This window comes from Microbispora sp. H11081 (assembly GCF_012999535.1).
In the GTDB taxonomy this organism is placed as follows: Bacteria; Actinomycetota; Actinomycetes; order Streptosporangiales; family Streptosporangiaceae; genus Microbispora.
Genome location: NZ_JABBWV010000003.1, coordinates 361,620 through 378,061, shown reverse-complemented (window position 1 = coordinate 378,061; position 16,442 = coordinate 361,620). Strand labels below are relative to the sequence as shown.

General features: G+C 71.6%; 15 protein-coding genes and 3 pseudogenes. 9 read left to right on the top strand and 9 right to left on the bottom strand.

What is annotated here, in order from left to right:
* Positions 1-240: 240 nt before the first annotated feature.
* The 5 genes from egtD to HHX31_RS11310 form a co-directional block, all read right to left on the bottom strand.
* Positions 241-1,218, bottom strand: a complete 978-nt coding sequence (egtD, locus tag HHX31_RS11330) for an L-histidine N(alpha)-methyltransferase (protein WP_169947920.1) — start codon at positions 1,216-1,218, stop codon at positions 241-243.
* 9 nt (positions 1,219-1,227) lie between these two features.
* Complete coding sequence (egtC, locus tag HHX31_RS11325) at positions 1,228-1,929, bottom strand: ergothioneine biosynthesis protein EgtC (RefSeq protein ID WP_169947918.1); 702 nt, start codon at positions 1,927-1,929, stop codon at positions 1,228-1,230.
* 4 nt (positions 1,930-1,933) lie between these two features.
* A complete protein-coding gene (egtB, locus tag HHX31_RS11320; RefSeq protein WP_169947915.1) occupies positions 1,934-3,244 on the bottom strand; it encodes an ergothioneine biosynthesis protein EgtB in 1,311 nt (436 codons plus the stop codon).
* Positions 3,241-4,419, bottom strand: a complete 1,179-nt coding sequence (egtA, locus tag HHX31_RS11315; RefSeq protein WP_249345866.1) for an ergothioneine biosynthesis glutamate--cysteine ligase EgtA — start codon at positions 4,417-4,419, stop codon at positions 3,241-3,243. The genes egtB and egtA overlap by 4 nt, the downstream gene beginning before the upstream one ends.
* Before the next feature lie 107 nt (positions 4,420-4,526).
* Positions 4,527-5,180, bottom strand: a complete 654-nt coding sequence (locus HHX31_RS11310; protein ID WP_169947914.1) for a hypothetical protein — start codon at positions 5,178-5,180, stop codon at positions 4,527-4,529.
* Between the two features lie 228 nt (positions 5,181-5,408).
* On the opposite strand from HHX31_RS11310, the gene HHX31_RS11305 reads away from it, so the two are divergent.
* The 5 genes from HHX31_RS11305 to HHX31_RS11285 all read left to right on the top strand — a co-directional run bounded on the left by HHX31_RS11305 (position 5,409) and on the right by HHX31_RS11285 (position 9,341).
* Positions 5,409-6,209 carry a thioesterase family protein gene (locus HHX31_RS11305; RefSeq protein ID WP_169947912.1) on the top strand — a complete coding sequence of 267 codons (801 nt, stop codon included), beginning with the start codon at positions 5,409-5,411 and terminating at the stop codon, positions 6,207-6,209.
* An 82-nt stretch (positions 6,210-6,291) separates the two neighbouring features.
* On the top strand, positions 6,292-7,425 hold the full coding sequence (locus HHX31_RS35070) for a sensor histidine kinase (RefSeq protein ID WP_169947910.1): 1,134 nt from the start codon (positions 6,292-6,294) through the stop codon (positions 7,423-7,425).
* Positions 7,422-8,084: a response regulator transcription factor gene (locus HHX31_RS11295; protein WP_311931736.1), complete on the top strand. Its 663-nt coding sequence runs from the start codon at positions 7,422-7,424 to the stop codon at positions 8,082-8,084. Before HHX31_RS35070 ends, HHX31_RS11295 begins: the two co-directional genes overlap by 4 nt.
* Positions 8,085-8,103: 19 nt before the next feature.
* Positions 8,104-9,072, top strand: a complete 969-nt coding sequence (dapD, locus tag HHX31_RS11290; protein ID WP_169947908.1) for a 2,3,4,5-tetrahydropyridine-2,6-dicarboxylate N-succinyltransferase — start codon at positions 8,104-8,106, stop codon at positions 9,070-9,072.
* A 92-nt stretch (positions 9,073-9,164) separates the two neighbouring features.
* A complete protein-coding gene (locus HHX31_RS11285) occupies positions 9,165-9,341 on the top strand; it encodes a hypothetical protein (protein WP_169947336.1) in 177 nt (58 codons plus the stop codon).
* Between the two features lie 78 nt (positions 9,342-9,419).
* Here the strand turns inward: HHX31_RS11285 and HHX31_RS11280 are convergent, their stop codons facing one another.
* Positions 9,420-10,646, bottom strand: a complete 1,227-nt coding sequence (locus tag HHX31_RS11280) for a glycoside hydrolase family 6 protein (protein ID WP_396710868.1) — start codon at positions 10,644-10,646, stop codon at positions 9,420-9,422.
* Between the two features lie 7 nt (positions 10,647-10,653).
* Between HHX31_RS11280 and HHX31_RS35925 the strand changes: the two are divergent.
* A pseudogene (locus HHX31_RS35925) lies at positions 10,654-10,830 on the top strand (hypothetical protein); the annotation flags it as partial.
* Positions 10,831-10,895: 65 nt separating this feature from the next.
* On the opposite strand, the pseudogene HHX31_RS35920 reads toward HHX31_RS35925, so the two are convergent.
* Positions 10,896-11,312 (bottom strand): annotated as a pseudogene (locus HHX31_RS35920) (cellulose binding domain-containing protein); the annotation flags it as partial.
* Between the two features lie 298 nt (positions 11,313-11,610).
* Here HHX31_RS35920 and HHX31_RS11275 point away from each other — a divergent pair.
* On the top strand, positions 11,611-12,588 hold the full coding sequence (locus HHX31_RS11275; RefSeq protein WP_169947904.1) for a malate dehydrogenase: 978 nt from the start codon (positions 11,611-11,613) through the stop codon (positions 12,586-12,588).
* Positions 12,589-12,684: 96 nt separating this feature from the next.
* On the top strand, positions 12,685-14,061 hold the full coding sequence (locus HHX31_RS11270) for an NAD(P)/FAD-dependent oxidoreductase (protein WP_169948327.1): 1,377 nt from the start codon (positions 12,685-12,687) through the stop codon (positions 14,059-14,061).
* 72 nt (positions 14,062-14,133) lie between these two features.
* Here the strand turns inward: HHX31_RS11270 and HHX31_RS35915 are convergent.
* A pseudogene (locus HHX31_RS35915) lies at positions 14,134-14,526 on the bottom strand (DUF998 domain-containing protein); the annotation flags it as partial.
* Here HHX31_RS35915 and HHX31_RS34225 point away from each other — a divergent pair.
* Positions 14,459-14,683, top strand: a complete 225-nt coding sequence (locus tag HHX31_RS34225; RefSeq protein WP_249345864.1) for a hypothetical protein — start codon at positions 14,459-14,461, stop codon at positions 14,681-14,683. The pseudogene HHX31_RS35915 and the gene HHX31_RS34225 overlap by 68 nt on opposite strands.
* Positions 14,684-14,691: 8 nt before the next feature.
* On the opposite strand, the gene HHX31_RS11260 is transcribed toward HHX31_RS34225, so the two are convergent.
* Positions 14,692-16,374: an alpha-amylase family protein gene (locus tag HHX31_RS11260; protein ID WP_169947902.1), complete on the bottom strand. Its 1,683-nt coding sequence runs from the start codon at positions 16,372-16,374 to the stop codon at positions 14,692-14,694.
* Positions 16,375-16,442: the final 68 nt, after the last annotated feature.

Here is a 16,442-nt window from a genome sequence, read left to right as displayed (position 1 = left end):
CACCCCCGAGCAGGCCTTCTCCCCTTCGTGATCTTGCAGAGTCTGCTACGAATCCCGCCCCGACCAGGCAAGACGCCATTCGTGATCATGCACTCCGAGATGACTGCCGAATCCACGACCCGGGACTGCAAGATCACGGAAAGCGACCGCCCAGGTCAGACCCCGTACGCCCGGATTTAGTGCAAGATCACGGACGGTTACGGGCCAGGTCAACCGGCATCCCTGCGACAAACTACAAGATCACGGGGTGTTGGGTGGGGGGATGGCGGCGAGGGTGAGGGCGAAGTCGCCTGCGCTGTCGGTGTACCAGCGGCAGACGGCGAAACCGGCCCTCGACAGCTCGTCCAGCATTCCCTCCCTGCGGAACTTGGCGCTGATCTCCGTCCGCGTCTCCTCGCCCTCGGCGAAGGTCACCGTGAGCCCGAGCGCCCCGATCCCGACCTCCATCGGCCGGGTGGCCCGCAGCCGCATCTCGATCCACTCGTTGTCCTCGTCCCACAGCGCGACGTGCTCGAACGCCTCCGGCTCGAAGTCCGCGTCCAGCTCCCGGTTGAGCACGCGCAGCACGTTGCGGTTGAAGGCCGCCGTCACTCCCCCCGGGTCGTCGTACGCCCTGACCAGCCGGGCGGGGTCCTTCACCAGGTCGGCGCCGAGCAGCACGGTGTCGCCCGGCCGCAGCGTGGCGCGCAACTCCTTGAGGAACATCTCCCTGGCGGCGGGCGGCAGGTTGCCGATCGTGCCGCCGAGGAACGCCACCAGCCGCCTTCCCGTCCTGGGCAGCAGCGCCAGGTGCTGCTCGAAGTCGGCGCGCACCGGCCGCGTGTCCAGGCCCGGATACCGTACGGCGAGCCGCTCGGCCGCGGCGGCCAGCGTCACGGCGTCGACGTCGACCGGCGTGTAGGCCCGCAGCGTCCCTGCGTTGGCCAGCGCGTCGAGCAGGAGCACGGTCTTCTCGCTGGTGCCCGAGCCAAGCTCGACGAGCGTGTCGGCCCGGGTGAGACCGGCGACGTCGACGGCGCGGCGGCGCAGGATCTCCAGCTCGCGCCGGGTGGGGTAGTACTCCGCCAGCCGGGTGATCCGCGAGAACAGCTCGCTGCCCGCCGCGTCGTAGAACCACTTGGGCGGCAGCCACTTGGGTGACGAGGTGAGCCCGGCGCGTACGTCGCTCTCCAGAGCCTGGCGCAGGTAGCCGCCGCCGAGATGATCCGTGACGCTCATGGTCGCCTCTCAATCGATGGGTGTCACAGAAACTCCGTCGGGGGACGCGAGCAGCAGGCTCCTGTCGGGCACGGCCCGCCAGCCCGGCCGGTCGTCCAGCGGCTCGCTCGCGACGAGCACCCCCTCTCCCAGGTGCGTGAACAACGTGTCGCCCCACACGACGGCGGCCAGGTGGGAACCTCCCGTGACGAGCAGGTTGAGGCGGGCCTCCGAGTCCCGCTCGGCGGCCTGGCGGACGACGCCGGGCAGGACGTCGCCGAGCGCCAGGCCGTCCCGCAGCCGGGCGAACACGGCCGCGGCGAGCCACGCCGAGTCGCAGACGCTCTCCGCGTCGGCCGCGAGTGGCCGGACGGCCTCCCGCCGCACCCGGCCGTTGTGGCTGAGCAGCCAGGGCCCGTCGGCGAACGGCGCGGTGGCGCTCTCCTCGATCGGCATGCCGGCCGTGGCCGACCTGACCGCCGCGATGAGGCAGGACGACCGCGCCACCGCGGCGAGGCCCGGCATGTTGGCGTCCGCCCAGATGGGCACCGTACGGCGGTAGCGCACGGGCCGGGGGCCGTCGTACCAGCCGAAGCCGAACCCGTCCGCGTTCACGGTCCCGTGTTTCTGCATGCGGGGCGCGTACGACTGGCGCAGCAGCCCGTGCTCGGGGTCGCTGATCAGCGAGGTCAGGGACCGCGCCGGGCCCAGCCACGCCGCGTGACGGCACATCGCCTCAGTCCTCCGAGCGGGCGCAGCGGAACCCGGCGAAGATCTGCCGCCGGATCGGGTAGTCCCAGTTGCGGAACGTCGTGCGCACGGCGGACGGATGGGTGGCCCACGACCCGCCGCGCAGCACGCGGTAGGTCTCCCCGAAGAAGACCTTGCTGTACTCCTCGTACGGGAAGCAGCGATAGCCGGGATAGGGCTGGAACCAGGAGTCCGTCCATTCCCAGACGTCCCCGATGAGCTGTTCCACCCCGTACGGGCTCGCGCCGTCGGGGAACGCACCGACGGGCGCGGGCCGGGCGGCGCGGTGACCGAGGTTGGCCCAGCGCCCGAGGTGGCCGGGATCGGCCTCGCCCCAGGGGTATCCGCGCCCCCCACAGGCCTTCTCCCACTCGGCCTCGGTCGGCAGCCGCTTGCCCGCCCACCGGGCGTACGCGTCGGCCTCGTACCACGAGACGTGCTGCACCGGCTCGTCCGGCGGCACGGGCTCCTCCCTGCCGAAGCGGATTCGCCACCAGGTGTCGCCGTCCCTGGCCCAGAACAGCGGGGCCTCCACACCGGCCCGCTCGGCCCACTCCCAGCCCTGCGGCAGCCACCAGCGCGGGTCGCGGTAGCCGCCGGCCTCGACGAACTCCATGTACGCGCCGTTGCTGACGGGATGGCGGTCGATCCAGTAGCCCGGCAGGTAGATCCGGTGGGCGGGCCGCTCGTTGTCGTAAGCCCACGCCACGGTGTCGGTGCCCATGGTGAACACCCCGGCGGGGATGTGCACCTCCGGCTCACCGGCGGGCCGGCCGGGCGGCAGTTCCCCGTCGCGGACCAGTCCCGGCCGCCGCGACAGCTGCAGCGTGGCGAGCATCGTCTCGTCGTGCTGGTGCTCGTGCTGCAGCACCAGCCCGAATACGTAGCCGCCGGACCGCAGCGGAGCTGGGTCGGTCAGGTCCACCAGGTCGAGCACGTCGAGCACCCGCCCGCGTACGCCGGAGATGTACTTCCTGGCCTCGGCCGGGCCGAGCAGCGGCAGCGAGGGCCGGTCCTTGCGCGGATACTTGAACGCGTCGTAGAGGTGGTCGATCTCCGGGCGCAGCGGCTCGATGCCGCCCACCTCGCGCAGCACCCACAGCTCCTCGTAGTTCCCGACGTGCGCGAGGTCCCAGACCAGCGGCGACATCAGGGGCGAGTGCTGACGTACGAGCATCTCGTCGTCGGTGTCGGTGTAGGCGAGCGACCGCTCGCGTACGGCCTCCAGCTCGGCCGCGATCCGCTCCTTCAGGCCGGTCGGGCCCGCGTTACCCAGGACGGTGTCGAGATCGGTCACGCTGGCATCTCCTCCATCTGGTCGGCGGCCGGCGATCGGCCTGGTTCGATGTGCCGGGAGGCGAAGGCGCGGACCCGGGCGACCAGCGAGGGCTCGGCCCCGAGGCGGGGCAGGGCCTCGATGGCGGCGCGGAAGCAGACGGAGGCGGCCCGGCGCAGATCGGGGTCGGCGAGACCGAGGCGGGCGGCGTCCGCCCACCGGTGCGCGACCGGCCTGGCCGCTTCGAGCGCGACGGCGGCGGCCCGGTCGTCGGTGACGAGGGCGTGGACGACGGCCGCGCACACGGGCCACTCGGCGGCGCCCTGCGCGTCGATGTAGCGCACCTCCAGCCAGCCGCGGGGCCGTACGGGCGGGAAGAGCGTGGTGGCGTGGTAGGCGAGGTCGGTCTCGCCGGGAGGCCGCCCAGCGACGTGGGCGAAGTCGCGGAACGCCGAGCCGTCGAGCACCGGCAGGAAGCCGCCGTCCTGCCTGACCAGCATGAGACGGGCGTCGAGAAGGTAGCGCGCCCAGTCGCCGGCCGGATCACCGCCGCGCGCGACCGGCGTGGTCCTGCTCGGGTCGAGCCTGCTCCACACGGCCTGGCGGCCCGAGGCCCACCCGCCCGCGGGCGAGTTGGCGAAGGCCGCCACCAGCACGGGGCCGAGCACGTGGGCGCGTTCCCAGCGGGCCCTGGGGTCGTCCCCGAAGTCCAGGTTGATCTGGACGGACGCGGTCGAGCACATCATCGTGAGGCCGTGCGGGCGGCCGAGGAACGCGGCCATCGCGTCGTATCGCGGCTCTCGTAACTGGCGCTGGGACGGACGGAGCGTGTCGAGGCCCCGGCCGCCCAGCCGCAGCCCCGCGCGGGCGAGCGCGAGCCGTACGGCGGCGACGTCGGCGGTGAGCTTCGCGATCGCGGTAGGCAGGACGTCCGGCGGGGCGGACAGTTCGAGCTGCCCGCCCGGTTCGAACGTCACCCGGCTGCCGCCGGGGAGCGCGGGGAGCGCGGCCGCGATCCGGGCGACGGGGACGGGAAGCGCGGGATCCTCGGCGTCGAAGACCAGGAATTCCAGCTCGACGCCCAACCGGTCGGAGGTGACGCCGCGGAAGCAGTCCCGGGCGTACTTCCGGACGCCCATCCGGACGTCCCGCTGCGCGTCGGTCCTCTGCGCGTCGGTCCTCTGCACGTCGGTCATTCGCCCCCCATCGGGCCGATGGACTGCCGACTCGGTGGTGCCGAGTCAGCTTTCCCCGCAATCACCCCTTTCAACCTGAAACCCACTGAAACAGGACCTCACCCAGGTCACCTGGTGGTGGCCCACTCCTCGTCGCGCATCCGGATCATCGCGACGCCGACGACGCCGAAGACCACCAGCAGGATGACGGGCCCGCCGAGGCCCAGGACGAGGTTCCACGCGCGGGCGCCGACCACCCAGACGACGATGCCGACGAGCACGCCGGCCGGGAACCACCATCCGGCCCTGCCCGCCCTGGCGTACGCGACGGCCACGAGCACGAGGCCGAGGAACGACCCGATCATCCCCGGCATCTGCCAGGCGATGATCATCGCGGGCTGCGCCGCGTCCTGCAGGAGCTTCTCCGCCTGGTCCACCGGCAGCATCTGGAACGCCACGATGTCGAAGAAGTCGGAGATCATCAGTGCCGAGAAGTTGATGAGGCCGAGGACCGCGACCACGCCCGCGATGTTGGCGAGCACCACGCCCTTCCCGCGTACGAGATGGACGAGGCCGATCACGCCGGGGACCCACAGGACCCACGCGTAGTGGAGGAGCGTGGCGCTGACGCCCACGATGCCCGGGTTGTTCGCGTACACGAGCGGGTCTTCGACCCCGGGCTCGGACGGATCGGCGGCCATGCCGAGGAGCAGGCACAGCGGGGCGAGGATGAGGCTCGCGCCGGCCGCGACGCGGCGGAAGGAGTTCGCGTTGGTAAGCATGCGCAGGACCGTAAGGAGCCGCACCCCGCGCGGTCGTCAAAGCGCTCTTTGACCCCTCATCCCCCTCCAGGCGGATTTCCGCGCTCCGCGCGTCCCTCGCCGACCGGAGGCCGTTTACCCGCCCGGTCATCGACCCCGGCGGGGGGTGCGCAGGAAAATGACCGGGCATGTTTAAACGATCATTCCTGCTCGCGATGACCTTAAGCACCGCATGACCCGGAGGAGACGATGACCGCGCCGTCCATGTCCGAGTTCGACGCCGACTCGCGCACCGATCTCGTGGCCCCCGACCGATACACGGGCACCGTCACCGATCGCTGGCACGCGCTCGGCGGCGGCCCGAACGGCGGTTACCTGATGGCGATGTGCCTGCGTGCGCTGAAGCAGGAGATGCCGTTCCCCGATGTGCTCGTCGCCTCCGCCTTCTTCCTGCGCCCCGCGGTCGCCGGACCGGCGGAGTTGCGCACCGAGGTCGTCCGGACCGGGCGGCGGGTCGCCACGGGCCAGGTCGTGCTGTCGCAGGAGGGCAAGGAACGACTGCGGGCCACGGCCACCTTCGGCACCCTCGACCAGGCCGACGGGCGCACGCTCGTCACCGGCGAGCCGCCGGCCCTCCCTGACCCGGACGACTGCGTCGATCCGCTCGGCGGCACGTCGCTGGAGGGCGTCAGCATCACAGAACGCATGGAGTTCCGGTTCGCCGAGATGCCCGGCTGGTGGCAGGGGAGGCCCGCCGAGCAGGCCGCGATCGAGTTCTGGATGCGCTTCAGGGACGGCCGCCACGCCGACCTGGACGCCCTGCCCCTGCTGCTGGACGCCGCACCCCCGGCCGTGCTGGCCGTCGGCGAGTTCGCCTCCGCCACGCTCGAACTGACCGCGCACATACGGGCCCGGCCCGCCCCTGGCTGGCTCGCCTGCCGCGCCACCACGCGCCACCTGGTCAACGGCTACCACGAAGAGGACTTCGAGATCTGGGACGCCAAAGGCGTCCTCGTCGCCCAGGGGCGGCAACTCGCCATGCTCCCGTAGTCGGCCACCACCGGGCAGCGTGTCCCTTTTGTCACACAATGGGTCGTGAGTACCTGACCCGGTGGCGGCTACTGTCTCCGTCATGCTCCACCGCCGTCCCCCCACCCTCGTCGACTGGATCGTCGCGGTGGCCGTGGGCCTGTTCTCGATCGCCGAGGAGATCGGCGGGCGCTCGACGGGCCCGTCCCGCGAGCAGCTCCCCCTCTGGATCGCCGCCGGGGTCGTCACCGCCGTGGGCGTGCTGTTCCGGCGCCGCGCCCCCTTCGCGATCCTGTGCGTCTACTCCGCCGTCAACGTCCTGCTGTTCGCCCTCACCCCCCAGATGGCGGCGGCCTGGCAGTTCTACACCGAGCTCGTGCTGCTGTTCACCCTGCTGTCGGAGGTGCGGCCCGGCAGTGCGAAGGCCGTGGCCGGTCTGGCCGCGACCGGCGCGTACGTCGTCTCCATGCTGGCGGCCTCGTCCCCGCGGGCCGGATGGGGCGACGTCGCCGTGGCGGTCGTCATGTCCTCGATCGCGGCCGGCGCCGGCCTGGCCGTGCGCAGGCACCGCGCGCTCGCGGTGCAGGCGGCCGAGCGCGGCGAACTGCTGGCCCGCGAGGCGGTGTCGGAGGAGCGCGCCCGCATCGCCCGCGAACTGCACGACATCGTCGCCCACAGCGTCAGCCTCATGACCATGCAGACCGGCGGCGTACGGCTCATGCTGCGCGAGGACCAGGAACGCGAGCGGCAGGTGCTCGCGTCGATCGAGGAGACGGGCCGCGGCGCGGTGGACGAGTTGCGCCGGATGCTCGGCCTGCTGCGCGGGCCGCAGGCGGACACGGGCCCCCAGGCCGGCCTCGACCGGCTGGACGACCTGCTCGACCAGGTCAGGGCGGCAGGGTTGGAGGTGACCCTGGAGGTGCGGGGGGACCCGGTGCCGCTGCCGGCCGGGCTCGACCTGTCGGCCTACCGGATCGTGCAGGAGGCGCTGACCAACGCGCTCAAGCACGCCGGCCCGACCCGGGCGGCGGTCACCGTGGACTACCGCCCCGGGGAGCTGCGCCTGGAGGTCGTCGACCACGGCCCGCGCCAGGGCAGGGCGCGGGCGCGCGTCGGGCAGGAGGGCGGGCACGGGCTGATCGGCATGCGGGAGCGGGCCGCGCTGTTCCACGGCACGCTCACCGCGGGGCCGCTCGCCTCGGGCGGGTTCGGCGTACGGGCGGTGCTGCCCCTGTGAGCCGGATCGGCATTCTCATCGCCGACGACCAGGCGATGATCCGGGCCGGGCTGCGCCTGGTCATCGGCACCCAGCCGGACCTCGCCGTGCTGGGCGAGGCGTCCGACGGCGAACGCGCCGTGGAACTGGCCCGGAGCCTGCGGCCCGACGTCGTGCTGCTCGACATCGCGATGCCGCGCCTCGACGGCCTGGAGGCGGCCAGGCGGATCCTGTCCGCGCCAGAGCCGCCGCGTGTGATCATGCTGACGACCTATGACACCGACGAGAACCTCGACCACGCCCTGCGCGCCGGGGTCGGCGGCTTCCTGCTCAAGGTCTCGCCGCCCGAGCACCTGTTCGCGGCGATCCGCAGCGCCGCCCGCGGCGAGTTGCCGCTCGACCCCGCCGTCACGGGCAGGGTCGTGGACGCCTACCGCCGCGCGCGGCCCGCCGCGCCACCGCCGGAGACCGGGCTGACGCCGCGCGAGGAGCAGGTGCTGCGCCTGGTCGCGCGGGGGCTGTCGAACGGCGAGATCGCCGGAGCGCTGTCGATCGGCGAGGCGACGGTGAGCACGCACATGAACCGCCTGCTGGCCAAGCTGGGCCTGCGCGACCGCGCCCAGGCCGTCAGGTACGCCTACGAGTCGGGCCTCGTCCGGCCAGGGGAACCCTCATCGTGAGCCGGTAGCGTAGGTGCACATGACAGCTATCGACTCCACCACTTCGGGTGCGTACGGCATCGGCCTCGCCACGATCGCCGCGGACGGCACCGTGCTGGACACCTGGTTCCCCTTCCCGGCGCTGGGCGAGCCCCCGGCCGTGGGCACCGAGCCGATCGCGGGCGAGGACCTCGGCGACGGCATGGCGGACCTGGTCGGCCCCGATGCCGCCCGGGGCGTCGAGGTCGTGGCCGTGCGCACCGGCATCGCCGACCTGTCGGCCCCGCCGGCAGACGCGCACGACGTGTACCTGCGGCTGCACCTGCTGTCCCACCGCCTGGTCCGGCCGCGCTCGATCAACCTCGACGGGATCTTCGGGCTGCTGGCCAACGTCGTGTGGACCAACCACGGCCCGTGCAAGGTGGAGGGCTTCGAGGAGGTGCGGCTGCGCCTGCGCGCCCGGGGCCCGGTGACCGTCTACGGCGTGGACAAGTTCCCCCGCATGGTCGACTACGTGCTGCCCCCCGGGGTGCGGGTCGCCGACGCCGACCGCGTACGGCTCGGCGCCCACCTGGCGAGCGGCACCACCGTCATGCACGAGGGCTTCGTGAACTACAACGCCGGCACGCTCGGCACCTCCATGGTGGAGGGCCGCATCTCCGCCGGAGTGGTCGTCGGCGACGGGTCCGACGTGGGCGGCGGCGCCTCGATCATGGGCACGCTGTCCGGCGGCGGCAAGGAGGTCATCTCGATCGGCGAGCGGTGCCTGCTCGGGGCCAACTCCGGCGTCGGGATCTCGCTGGGCGACGACTGCGTCGTGGAGGCCGGGCTGTACGTCACGGCGGGCACCAAGGTCACGCTTCCGGACGGAGCGGTCGTGAAGGCCAGGGAGCTGTCGGGCAAGTCGGGTGTGCTGCTGCGCCGCAACTCGACGACCGGCGCGGTCGAGGCGGTCTCCCGCGACAGCCGGGGAGTCGAGCTGAACGCGGCGCTGCACGCCAACGACTAGACCTCGACCAGACCCTGAGACGACCCTGACTCTGCCCTGAACTTGGCCTTCTGCCCTGTGAGCGGGGGGAGTGCGGCCCGTACGGTGAAGGCATGGGACGCATTCTCCTCATCGCCGCAGCCGTCATCGTCGGGTTCTTCCTTCTCGGTTCCGTCATCGGGCTCATCTTCGGGGCGCTGAAATGGGTACTGATCATCGGCGCGATCGCGCTGATCGTGTCGGTCGTGCTCAAGCTCACCAGGAGCAGCGGGTCCAGTCACTACACCTGACCGGGCCCGCGACCGTACGGGAAAAAGGGAGGGCCCCGCCGCGGATGCGGCGGGGCCCTCTGTCACTCGCGCCTCGTGTTACGAGAGGGGCGGGTAGGCGTTCTGCATGAGCTGCTGGAACTGGGCCGAGAACCAGTGGCCCGAGACCGGGGCGCCGGAGAGGGCACCGGACATGTTGTTGCCGTTCAGCGAGTTACCGGTGTAGGTCGGGTCACACATCCGGTCGAAGCCCTTGCCCTCGTCGTTCGGGATCTGAGAGCTGGAGCCGTCGGACTCACCCGGAGGCTTGATCCAGACGTAGGCGTCGAGACCGGCGGCGGGGGCCGCCGTCGGACGCTCGCCGAGGCCCGCGCCGGACTGGTTGCACCAGTTGCCGGCGTGGATGCGGCGGTCGATGCGGGACTGGTTGACGAAGGTGTCCACGTTGGTGGACGTGCTCGCCGCGGTCGGCCTGGCCGAGCCGCCCCAGCCGTTGCGGGAGGTGTCGATCAGCATGCCCAGCGTGTTCGGGAAGCCCTTCGCCACCAGGGCGTTGCGCAGGCCGACCGCGAAGGACTGCTCGTCCACGTACCAGTTCCAGTCGACCCACTTGGACTGGCGCACGGACTGACCGTTCACCATGGTGTTGATGGTGAAGTGCGGCTCGATCGTCGCGGAGAAGTTGGCGGTGTTCACGATGAAACCGTCAATGCTGTTCACGCCCGCGGTGGTGCCGGTCGCCATCTGGTGGAAGAGGTTCACCATCGGGCTGAAGTTGTTGTCCCAGCCGAGCCAGGCGTGGTGCGCCGCGTCCACGTAGGTGTAGACGTTCCGGATCGCGTGCAGCTTGTTAAGCGCGTACTGCACACCCTGGACGTAGGCGCCCGAGGACTGGGCCTCCTGGCACGCCGCGAACGCGTTCACGTTGGTGATCAGGTTCGGCAGCGAGTCGGGCTCGATGATCGTCACGATGCGGAGGTTGGAGTACTTCGGGTCCGCCATGATGCCGGCGATGACGTCGATGAACTCGGCCTTGTACCGCGCGAGACCGTTCTGGGCGATCTTCAGCTCACCGTTGGAGGCGAGCGCCGAGCAGTCGCGGTTCGGCAGGTCGTAGACGACGACCTGGATCGTGAGGGGCGCGCTGCCGTTGGCCGCGTCCTGCCTGACCGCCTCGTCCAGGTGGTCACGCAGGCCCATGGCGTTGTTGCCGGCCGAGCCTGAGCTGATCGCCGCGATGCGGTCCAGCCAGACCGCCGTGGACAGGTTGGCGACGCGCGAGCCGCCCGGCTCGTTCGACGCGCTCCGCGACCAGTCCGGGTTCACGTAACCCGTGGCGCCGACGTACGGGTTGTCCACGTGCACGCCGGGCGAGGGGGTCACCGAGGGGGACGGGGACGGCGAAGGCGAGGCCGACGGAGAAGCGGACGGGGACGCCGAGGGGGACGCCGACGGGGAGGCCGACGGGGAGGCCGAGGGCGAGGCCGACGGAGAAGCGGACGGCGAGGCCGAGGGGGACGCCGACGGCGACGGCGAGGGCGACGGCGACTGCGTGGCGCCGTTGCAGGTCACGCCGTTGATCTTGAAGCTGGTCGGCGTGGGGTTGCTGCCGCTCCAGGTCCCGTTGAAGCCGATGCTCGTCGAGGAACCGCTGGGCATGGACTTGTTCCAGTCCATGGCGGTCACGGTCACGTTGCTGCCCGACTGGCTCCAGTTGCCCGACCAGCCCTGGCTGACGTGCTGGCCGCTGTTCGGGAAGCTGAAGGTGAGCGTCCATCCGTTGAGCGCGTCGCCCAGGTTCTGGATGGTCAGGTTGACGGACATGCCGCCCTGCCACTCACTGGCGCTGTAGTTGACGTTGCAGGCGACGGCGGCACTCGCCGATGTGGCGGTGGCGACGGCCGCCGTGGAACCGAGCGCGAGCACGGCCGCCGCGACCAGGCCGCGGCGCACCGTGGAGCTCACGGCTCCCGGTCGGGGGGTGGATCTCATTGGGAAGGTCCTCCTGGCGTGTTTACTGCGCTTGGGAGCGCTCCCACGAACCATAGGCACCACCTCCTGTGCCGTACAGAGACCCCGTCAAGGGCCGATGGTCCCCAGGCTCGCGACCCCATGCGCACTTCGCGTCCGAGCAGGGGTTCCACCACGGTGTTACGTCCGAAGTCACTTGCGTGTTTCGTGAAAGTTTCACCATTTCGCAGGTGAAACGCGTGGCCAGAGGGCCGGTGCGAGGGGAGCAGGCCCGACGGGTAACATCCGGTAGTCACACATATCGCGAATGGGGAACGTCATGACCGTCAAAGTGACCGTCACCGGCGCGGCCGGCCAGATCGGTTACGCGCTGCTCTTCCGCGTCGCATCGGGCCAGCTCCTCGGGGCTGACACTCCGGTGAAGCTCAGCCTTCTGGAGATCCCGCAGGCCCTGAAGGCGGCCGAGGGCACCGCGATGGAGCTCGACGACTGCGCGTTCCCGCTGCTGCGCGGCATCGAGATCTCCGACGACCCGGCCAAGGCCTTCGACGGCGCCAACGTCGCGCTGCTTGTCGGCGCCCGTCCCCGTACGAAGGGCATGGAGCGCGGCGACCTCCTGGAGGCCAACGGCGGCATCTTCGGCCCGCAGGGCAAGGCCATCAACGACCACGCCGCCGACGACGTACGCGTGCTCGTGGTGGGCAACCCCGCCAACACCAACGCGCTCATCGCGCAGTCCGCGGCTCCCGACGTGCCGGCCGAGCGGTTCACCGCGATGACCCGGCTCGACCACAACCGCGCGCTCTCGCAGCTCGCGGCCAAGCTGAACGTGCCGGTCAGCGAGATCAAGAAGATGACGATCTGGGGCAACCACTCCGCCACCCAGTACCCGGACCTCTTCCACGCCGAGGTCGGCGGCAAGATCGCGGCCGAGCAGGTCGAGCAGGAGTGGCTGCGCGACACCTTCATCCCGACCGTCGCCAAGCGCGGCGCCGCCATCATCGAGGCGCGCGGCGCGTCCTCCGCGGCGTCCGCCGCCAACGCGGCGATCGACCACGTGTACGACTGGGTGAACGGCACGCCCGAGGGCGACTGGACCTCGGCCGCCATCCCGTCCGACGGCTCGTACGGAGTGCCGGAGGGCGTCATCTCCTCCTTCCCCGTGGTGTCGAGGAACGGCCGCTGGGAGATCGTCCAGGGCCTGGAGATCGACGCGTTCTCGCGCGAGCGGATCGACGCCTCGGTCGGCGAACTGGTCGAGGAGCGGGACGCCGTGCGGGCGCTCGGCCTGATCTGACACCTGTGACGCGAGGGGCGGGCCGTTCATCGGCCCGCCCCTCGCGTTTTCCCCTCTTTCCCGTGCGCCCCGGCTTCATCTGGGCAGTTGAAGCCCATGGACGGGATGTACGACGTGGTGGTTCTCGGGCTGGGGCCCGGCGGAGAGTGCGTCGCGGGCCGGCTGGCGGAGGCCGGCCTCAGCGTGGCGGGTGTGGAGGCCCGCCTGATCGGTGGCGAATGCGCCTACTGGGGCTGCGTCCCCTCGAAGATGATGGTGCGGGCCGCGGGGCTGCTGGCCGAGGCGCGGCGGGTGGCGGGAATGGCCGGCTCGGTGCGGGTGTCCCCGCGGTGGGACACGGTGATCGACCGGATCGCCGGAGAGGCCACGGACGGCTGGAGCGACGACGCCAGGGCCGAGCACTTCGAGAGCGCCGGCGTCCACCTCGTCCGCGGCCTCGGCCGGATCACCGGGCCGCGTGAGGTGGCCGTGGCCGGCCGGGTGCTGCGGGCCCGGCGCGGGATCGTCCTCGCCACCGGGACCAGCCCCGCCCTCCCCGCGCTCGACGGCCTGGCGGGCACCCCGTACTGGACGAGCAGGAACGCCGTCACGACCCGGCAGGCGCCCGAGTCGCTGATCGTGCTGGGCGGCGGGGCCGTCGGCTGCGAACTCGCCCAGGTGTTCGCCCGGTTCGGCACGCGGGTGTCGGTCGTGGAGGCAGCCGACCGCCTGCTGCCGCGCGAGGAGCCCGAGGCGGGCCGGCTGCTGGCCCGGGTGTTCGCCGGCGAGGGCCTCGTGACCTACACGGGCGTCGCGGCGGCGCGGGTGCGGCACGACGGCGACGGCTTCACCCTTACGCTGGAGGACGGCAGGGCCCTGCGCGCCGCGCGCCTGCTGGTCGCCACCGGCCGCGGCACCGACCTGGCCGCGATCGGCGCGGGGCACGCCGGCCTCGACGAGAGCGCCGGGTTCGTCGCCGTGGACGACCGGATGCGCGCCGCCGACGGCGTGTGGGCGGTGGGCGACGTGACCGGCCGGGGAGCCTACACGCACGTGGCCGTCTACCAGGGCAGGGTCGCGGCCCGCGACATCCTCGGCGAGGGTGGTCCCGCCGCCGATTACCGGGCGGTGCCCAGGGTCACCTTCACCGACCCTGAGGTGGGCTCGGTCGGCCTCACCGAGCCGGAGGCCAGGGACTCCGGGCTCGACGTGCGGGTGGGCTTCGCCCAGGTCGCCGAGTCGGCGCGCGGCTGGATCCACGGGGCGGGGCACGAGGGCTTCGTCAAGCTGGTGGAGGACGCGCGGCGCGGCGTGCTGGTCGGCGCCACGAGTGCCGGGCCCGCCGGCGGGGAGGTGCTCGGCGCGCTGCTGATGGCGGTGCGGAACGAGATCCCCACCACGAGTCTGCGGCACACGATGTACGCCTATCCGACCTTCCACCGCGCCGTCGAGGACGCCCTCGACACGCTCGACGGCCCTGCGCCTGGCCGGTGAGCGCGCGGCCATCGCCGCCATCGCCACCATCGCCGCCACCTCGGAGACGACGGTCAGGCGCTGGGTGAGCCCGGCGGGCACCGTGCCGGGGTCGAGGTGCAGCGTCCGGAAGGCGTACGGCAGCACCACGAGGAGCAGTGAGCCGAGCGCGACGGCGCACAGCACGCCCACCAGGCGCGAGCGGGTGGCCCGGGCGACGAGCAGCCCGGCGATCGGCAGGCCGATGAAGGCGGCGAACGCGGCGTAGCGGTGGACGCCGCCGGAGAACGAGAGCGACATCCCCGGCCGGTCGGTCGGGAACCCGGCCACCAGCAGCAGGCCTGCGCTCCACACCCCCACCAGCAGCGGGGCACGCCGGTCCAGCCGCGCCAGCCCCAGGGCGAGGACGGCCGAGCCCGTGGCGATCGCCGTCAGCGAGACCGGCAGCAGCCAGCCGTGCGGCGCGAACGCGTACTCGCTGATCATCGCCGTGAGCGGGTCGAGCCCGGCCACCAGGTGTAACGCGAGCATCGCGGCGGCGCCGGTCGCCACCAGCAGGTATCCCAAGACCATCCCCATGGCACTTCACTGTGGCCGCGGGGAGGGCGGCGGCCCATCGGAGATCCACCCGAGCCGCCCCTGAGGAAACCCCTAGGAGACGTCGGCGGAATCCGCGGGGGCCGTCTCGGGGGTGGAGGCGCGGAACCAGCGGCAGCCGTACCGGCCGACGGGGAAGCGGGCCTTACCGTCGTCGGAGACCTCGACCGTGCCGTCCACCAGCAGGTCGGTCAGCACCATGGACGAGTCGAGCCCGGCCAGCGTGATCTCCACCTCCGTCTCCGCCGCACCGAGGTTGTGCACGGCCACGACCGTCTCGCCGTCGCAGTCGGCCCGGTGGGCGAGCACGGCCGGCGCGCCGGTGTCGAGCACGGTGTACTCGCCCCACGCGAACTCCGGGCAGTCGCGGTAGTGCCTGATCAGCCGGGTGATCCAGGCCAGCAGCGACTCGGGGTCGCGCTCCTGCGCGCTGACGTTGACCTTCTCGGGACCGTAGTCCCCGGTGGGCATGGGAATGCGCACCTTCGAGGGGTCGGCGTCGCTGAAGCCGCCGTTGCGGTGGGGGGTCCACTGCATCGGCGTGCGGACGGACTGGCGGCCCTCCAGTTCCAGGTTCTCCCCCATGCCGATCTCCTCGCCGTAGAAGAGCACCGGCGTGCCCGGCAGGGAGAACAGCAGGCTGTAGGCCATCTTGATCCGCTCCATGTCGCCGCCCAGCATCGTGGGCAGGCGCCGCCGCAGGCCGCGGCCGTACAGCTGCATGTCCTTGTCCGGGCCGAAGGCGGCGAAGACCTCCTCACGCTCGGATTCGCTCAGCTTGTCGAGCGTGAGCTCGTCGTGGTTGCGCAGGAACGTCGCCCACTGCGAGTCCTTGGGCGGGGACGGCCGCTCCCGCAGGGCGGCGGCCAGCGGGCCCGCGTCCTGGCGGGCCAGCGACAGGTACGTCCGCTGCATGGTGATGAAGTCGAAGCACATGGTGATCTCGTCGCCGAGATCGTCGCCGAAGTACCGCACCAGTTCGTCGTACGGCAGGTTCACCTCGCCGAGGAGGATGGCGCTGCCGTCACGGCGGCTGAGGAAGGCCCGCAGGCAGGCGAAGAACTCGTGCGGATCGGGCAGGTCGTCGCCGCCCGAGATCTGCTCGACGAGGAACGGCACGGCGTCCACCCGGAAGCCCGACAGGCCCAGCTCCATCCAGAATCCGAGGATGCGGGAGATCTCGTCCCGCACCTCCGGGTTGGTGGTGTTCAGGTCGGGCTGGAACCGGTAGAACCGGTGGTAGTAGTACTGCCCGGTCTTCTCGTCGTACTCCCACAGGCTGTTCTCCTTGTCGGGGAACACCACGCCCTCGGGATCGTCGGGCTCCGGCTTGTCCGACCAGATGTACCAGTCCCGGTAGCGGGAGTCCCGGCTGGAGCGCGAGTCCTTGAACCAGGGATGCTCGTCGGAGGTGTGGTTGACCACGAGGTCGGCGATGACCCTGATGCCCCTGTCCGAGGCCACGCGCATGAACTCGACGAACTCGCCGAGCGTGCCAAGGCGCGGATCGACGCTGTAGAAGTCGGTGATGTCGTACCCGTCGTCCTTGTCCGGCGTCGGGAAGAACGGCATGAGCCAGATACACGTCACGCCCATCCGGTCGAGGTGGTCGATGCGCTGGATCGCCCCCCTGAAGTCGCCGATCCCGTCGCCGTTGCCGTCGGCGAAGGTCTCGATGTCGAGGCAGTACACGACCGCGTTCTTCCACCACAGGTCGGAGGTCATGCTGAGTCTCATGACCCTTCCCGCTGCCCGGTAAAAACTGGGCAAAACATCCGGCCCGCGCCGCCGGAGCGGCGCGGGCC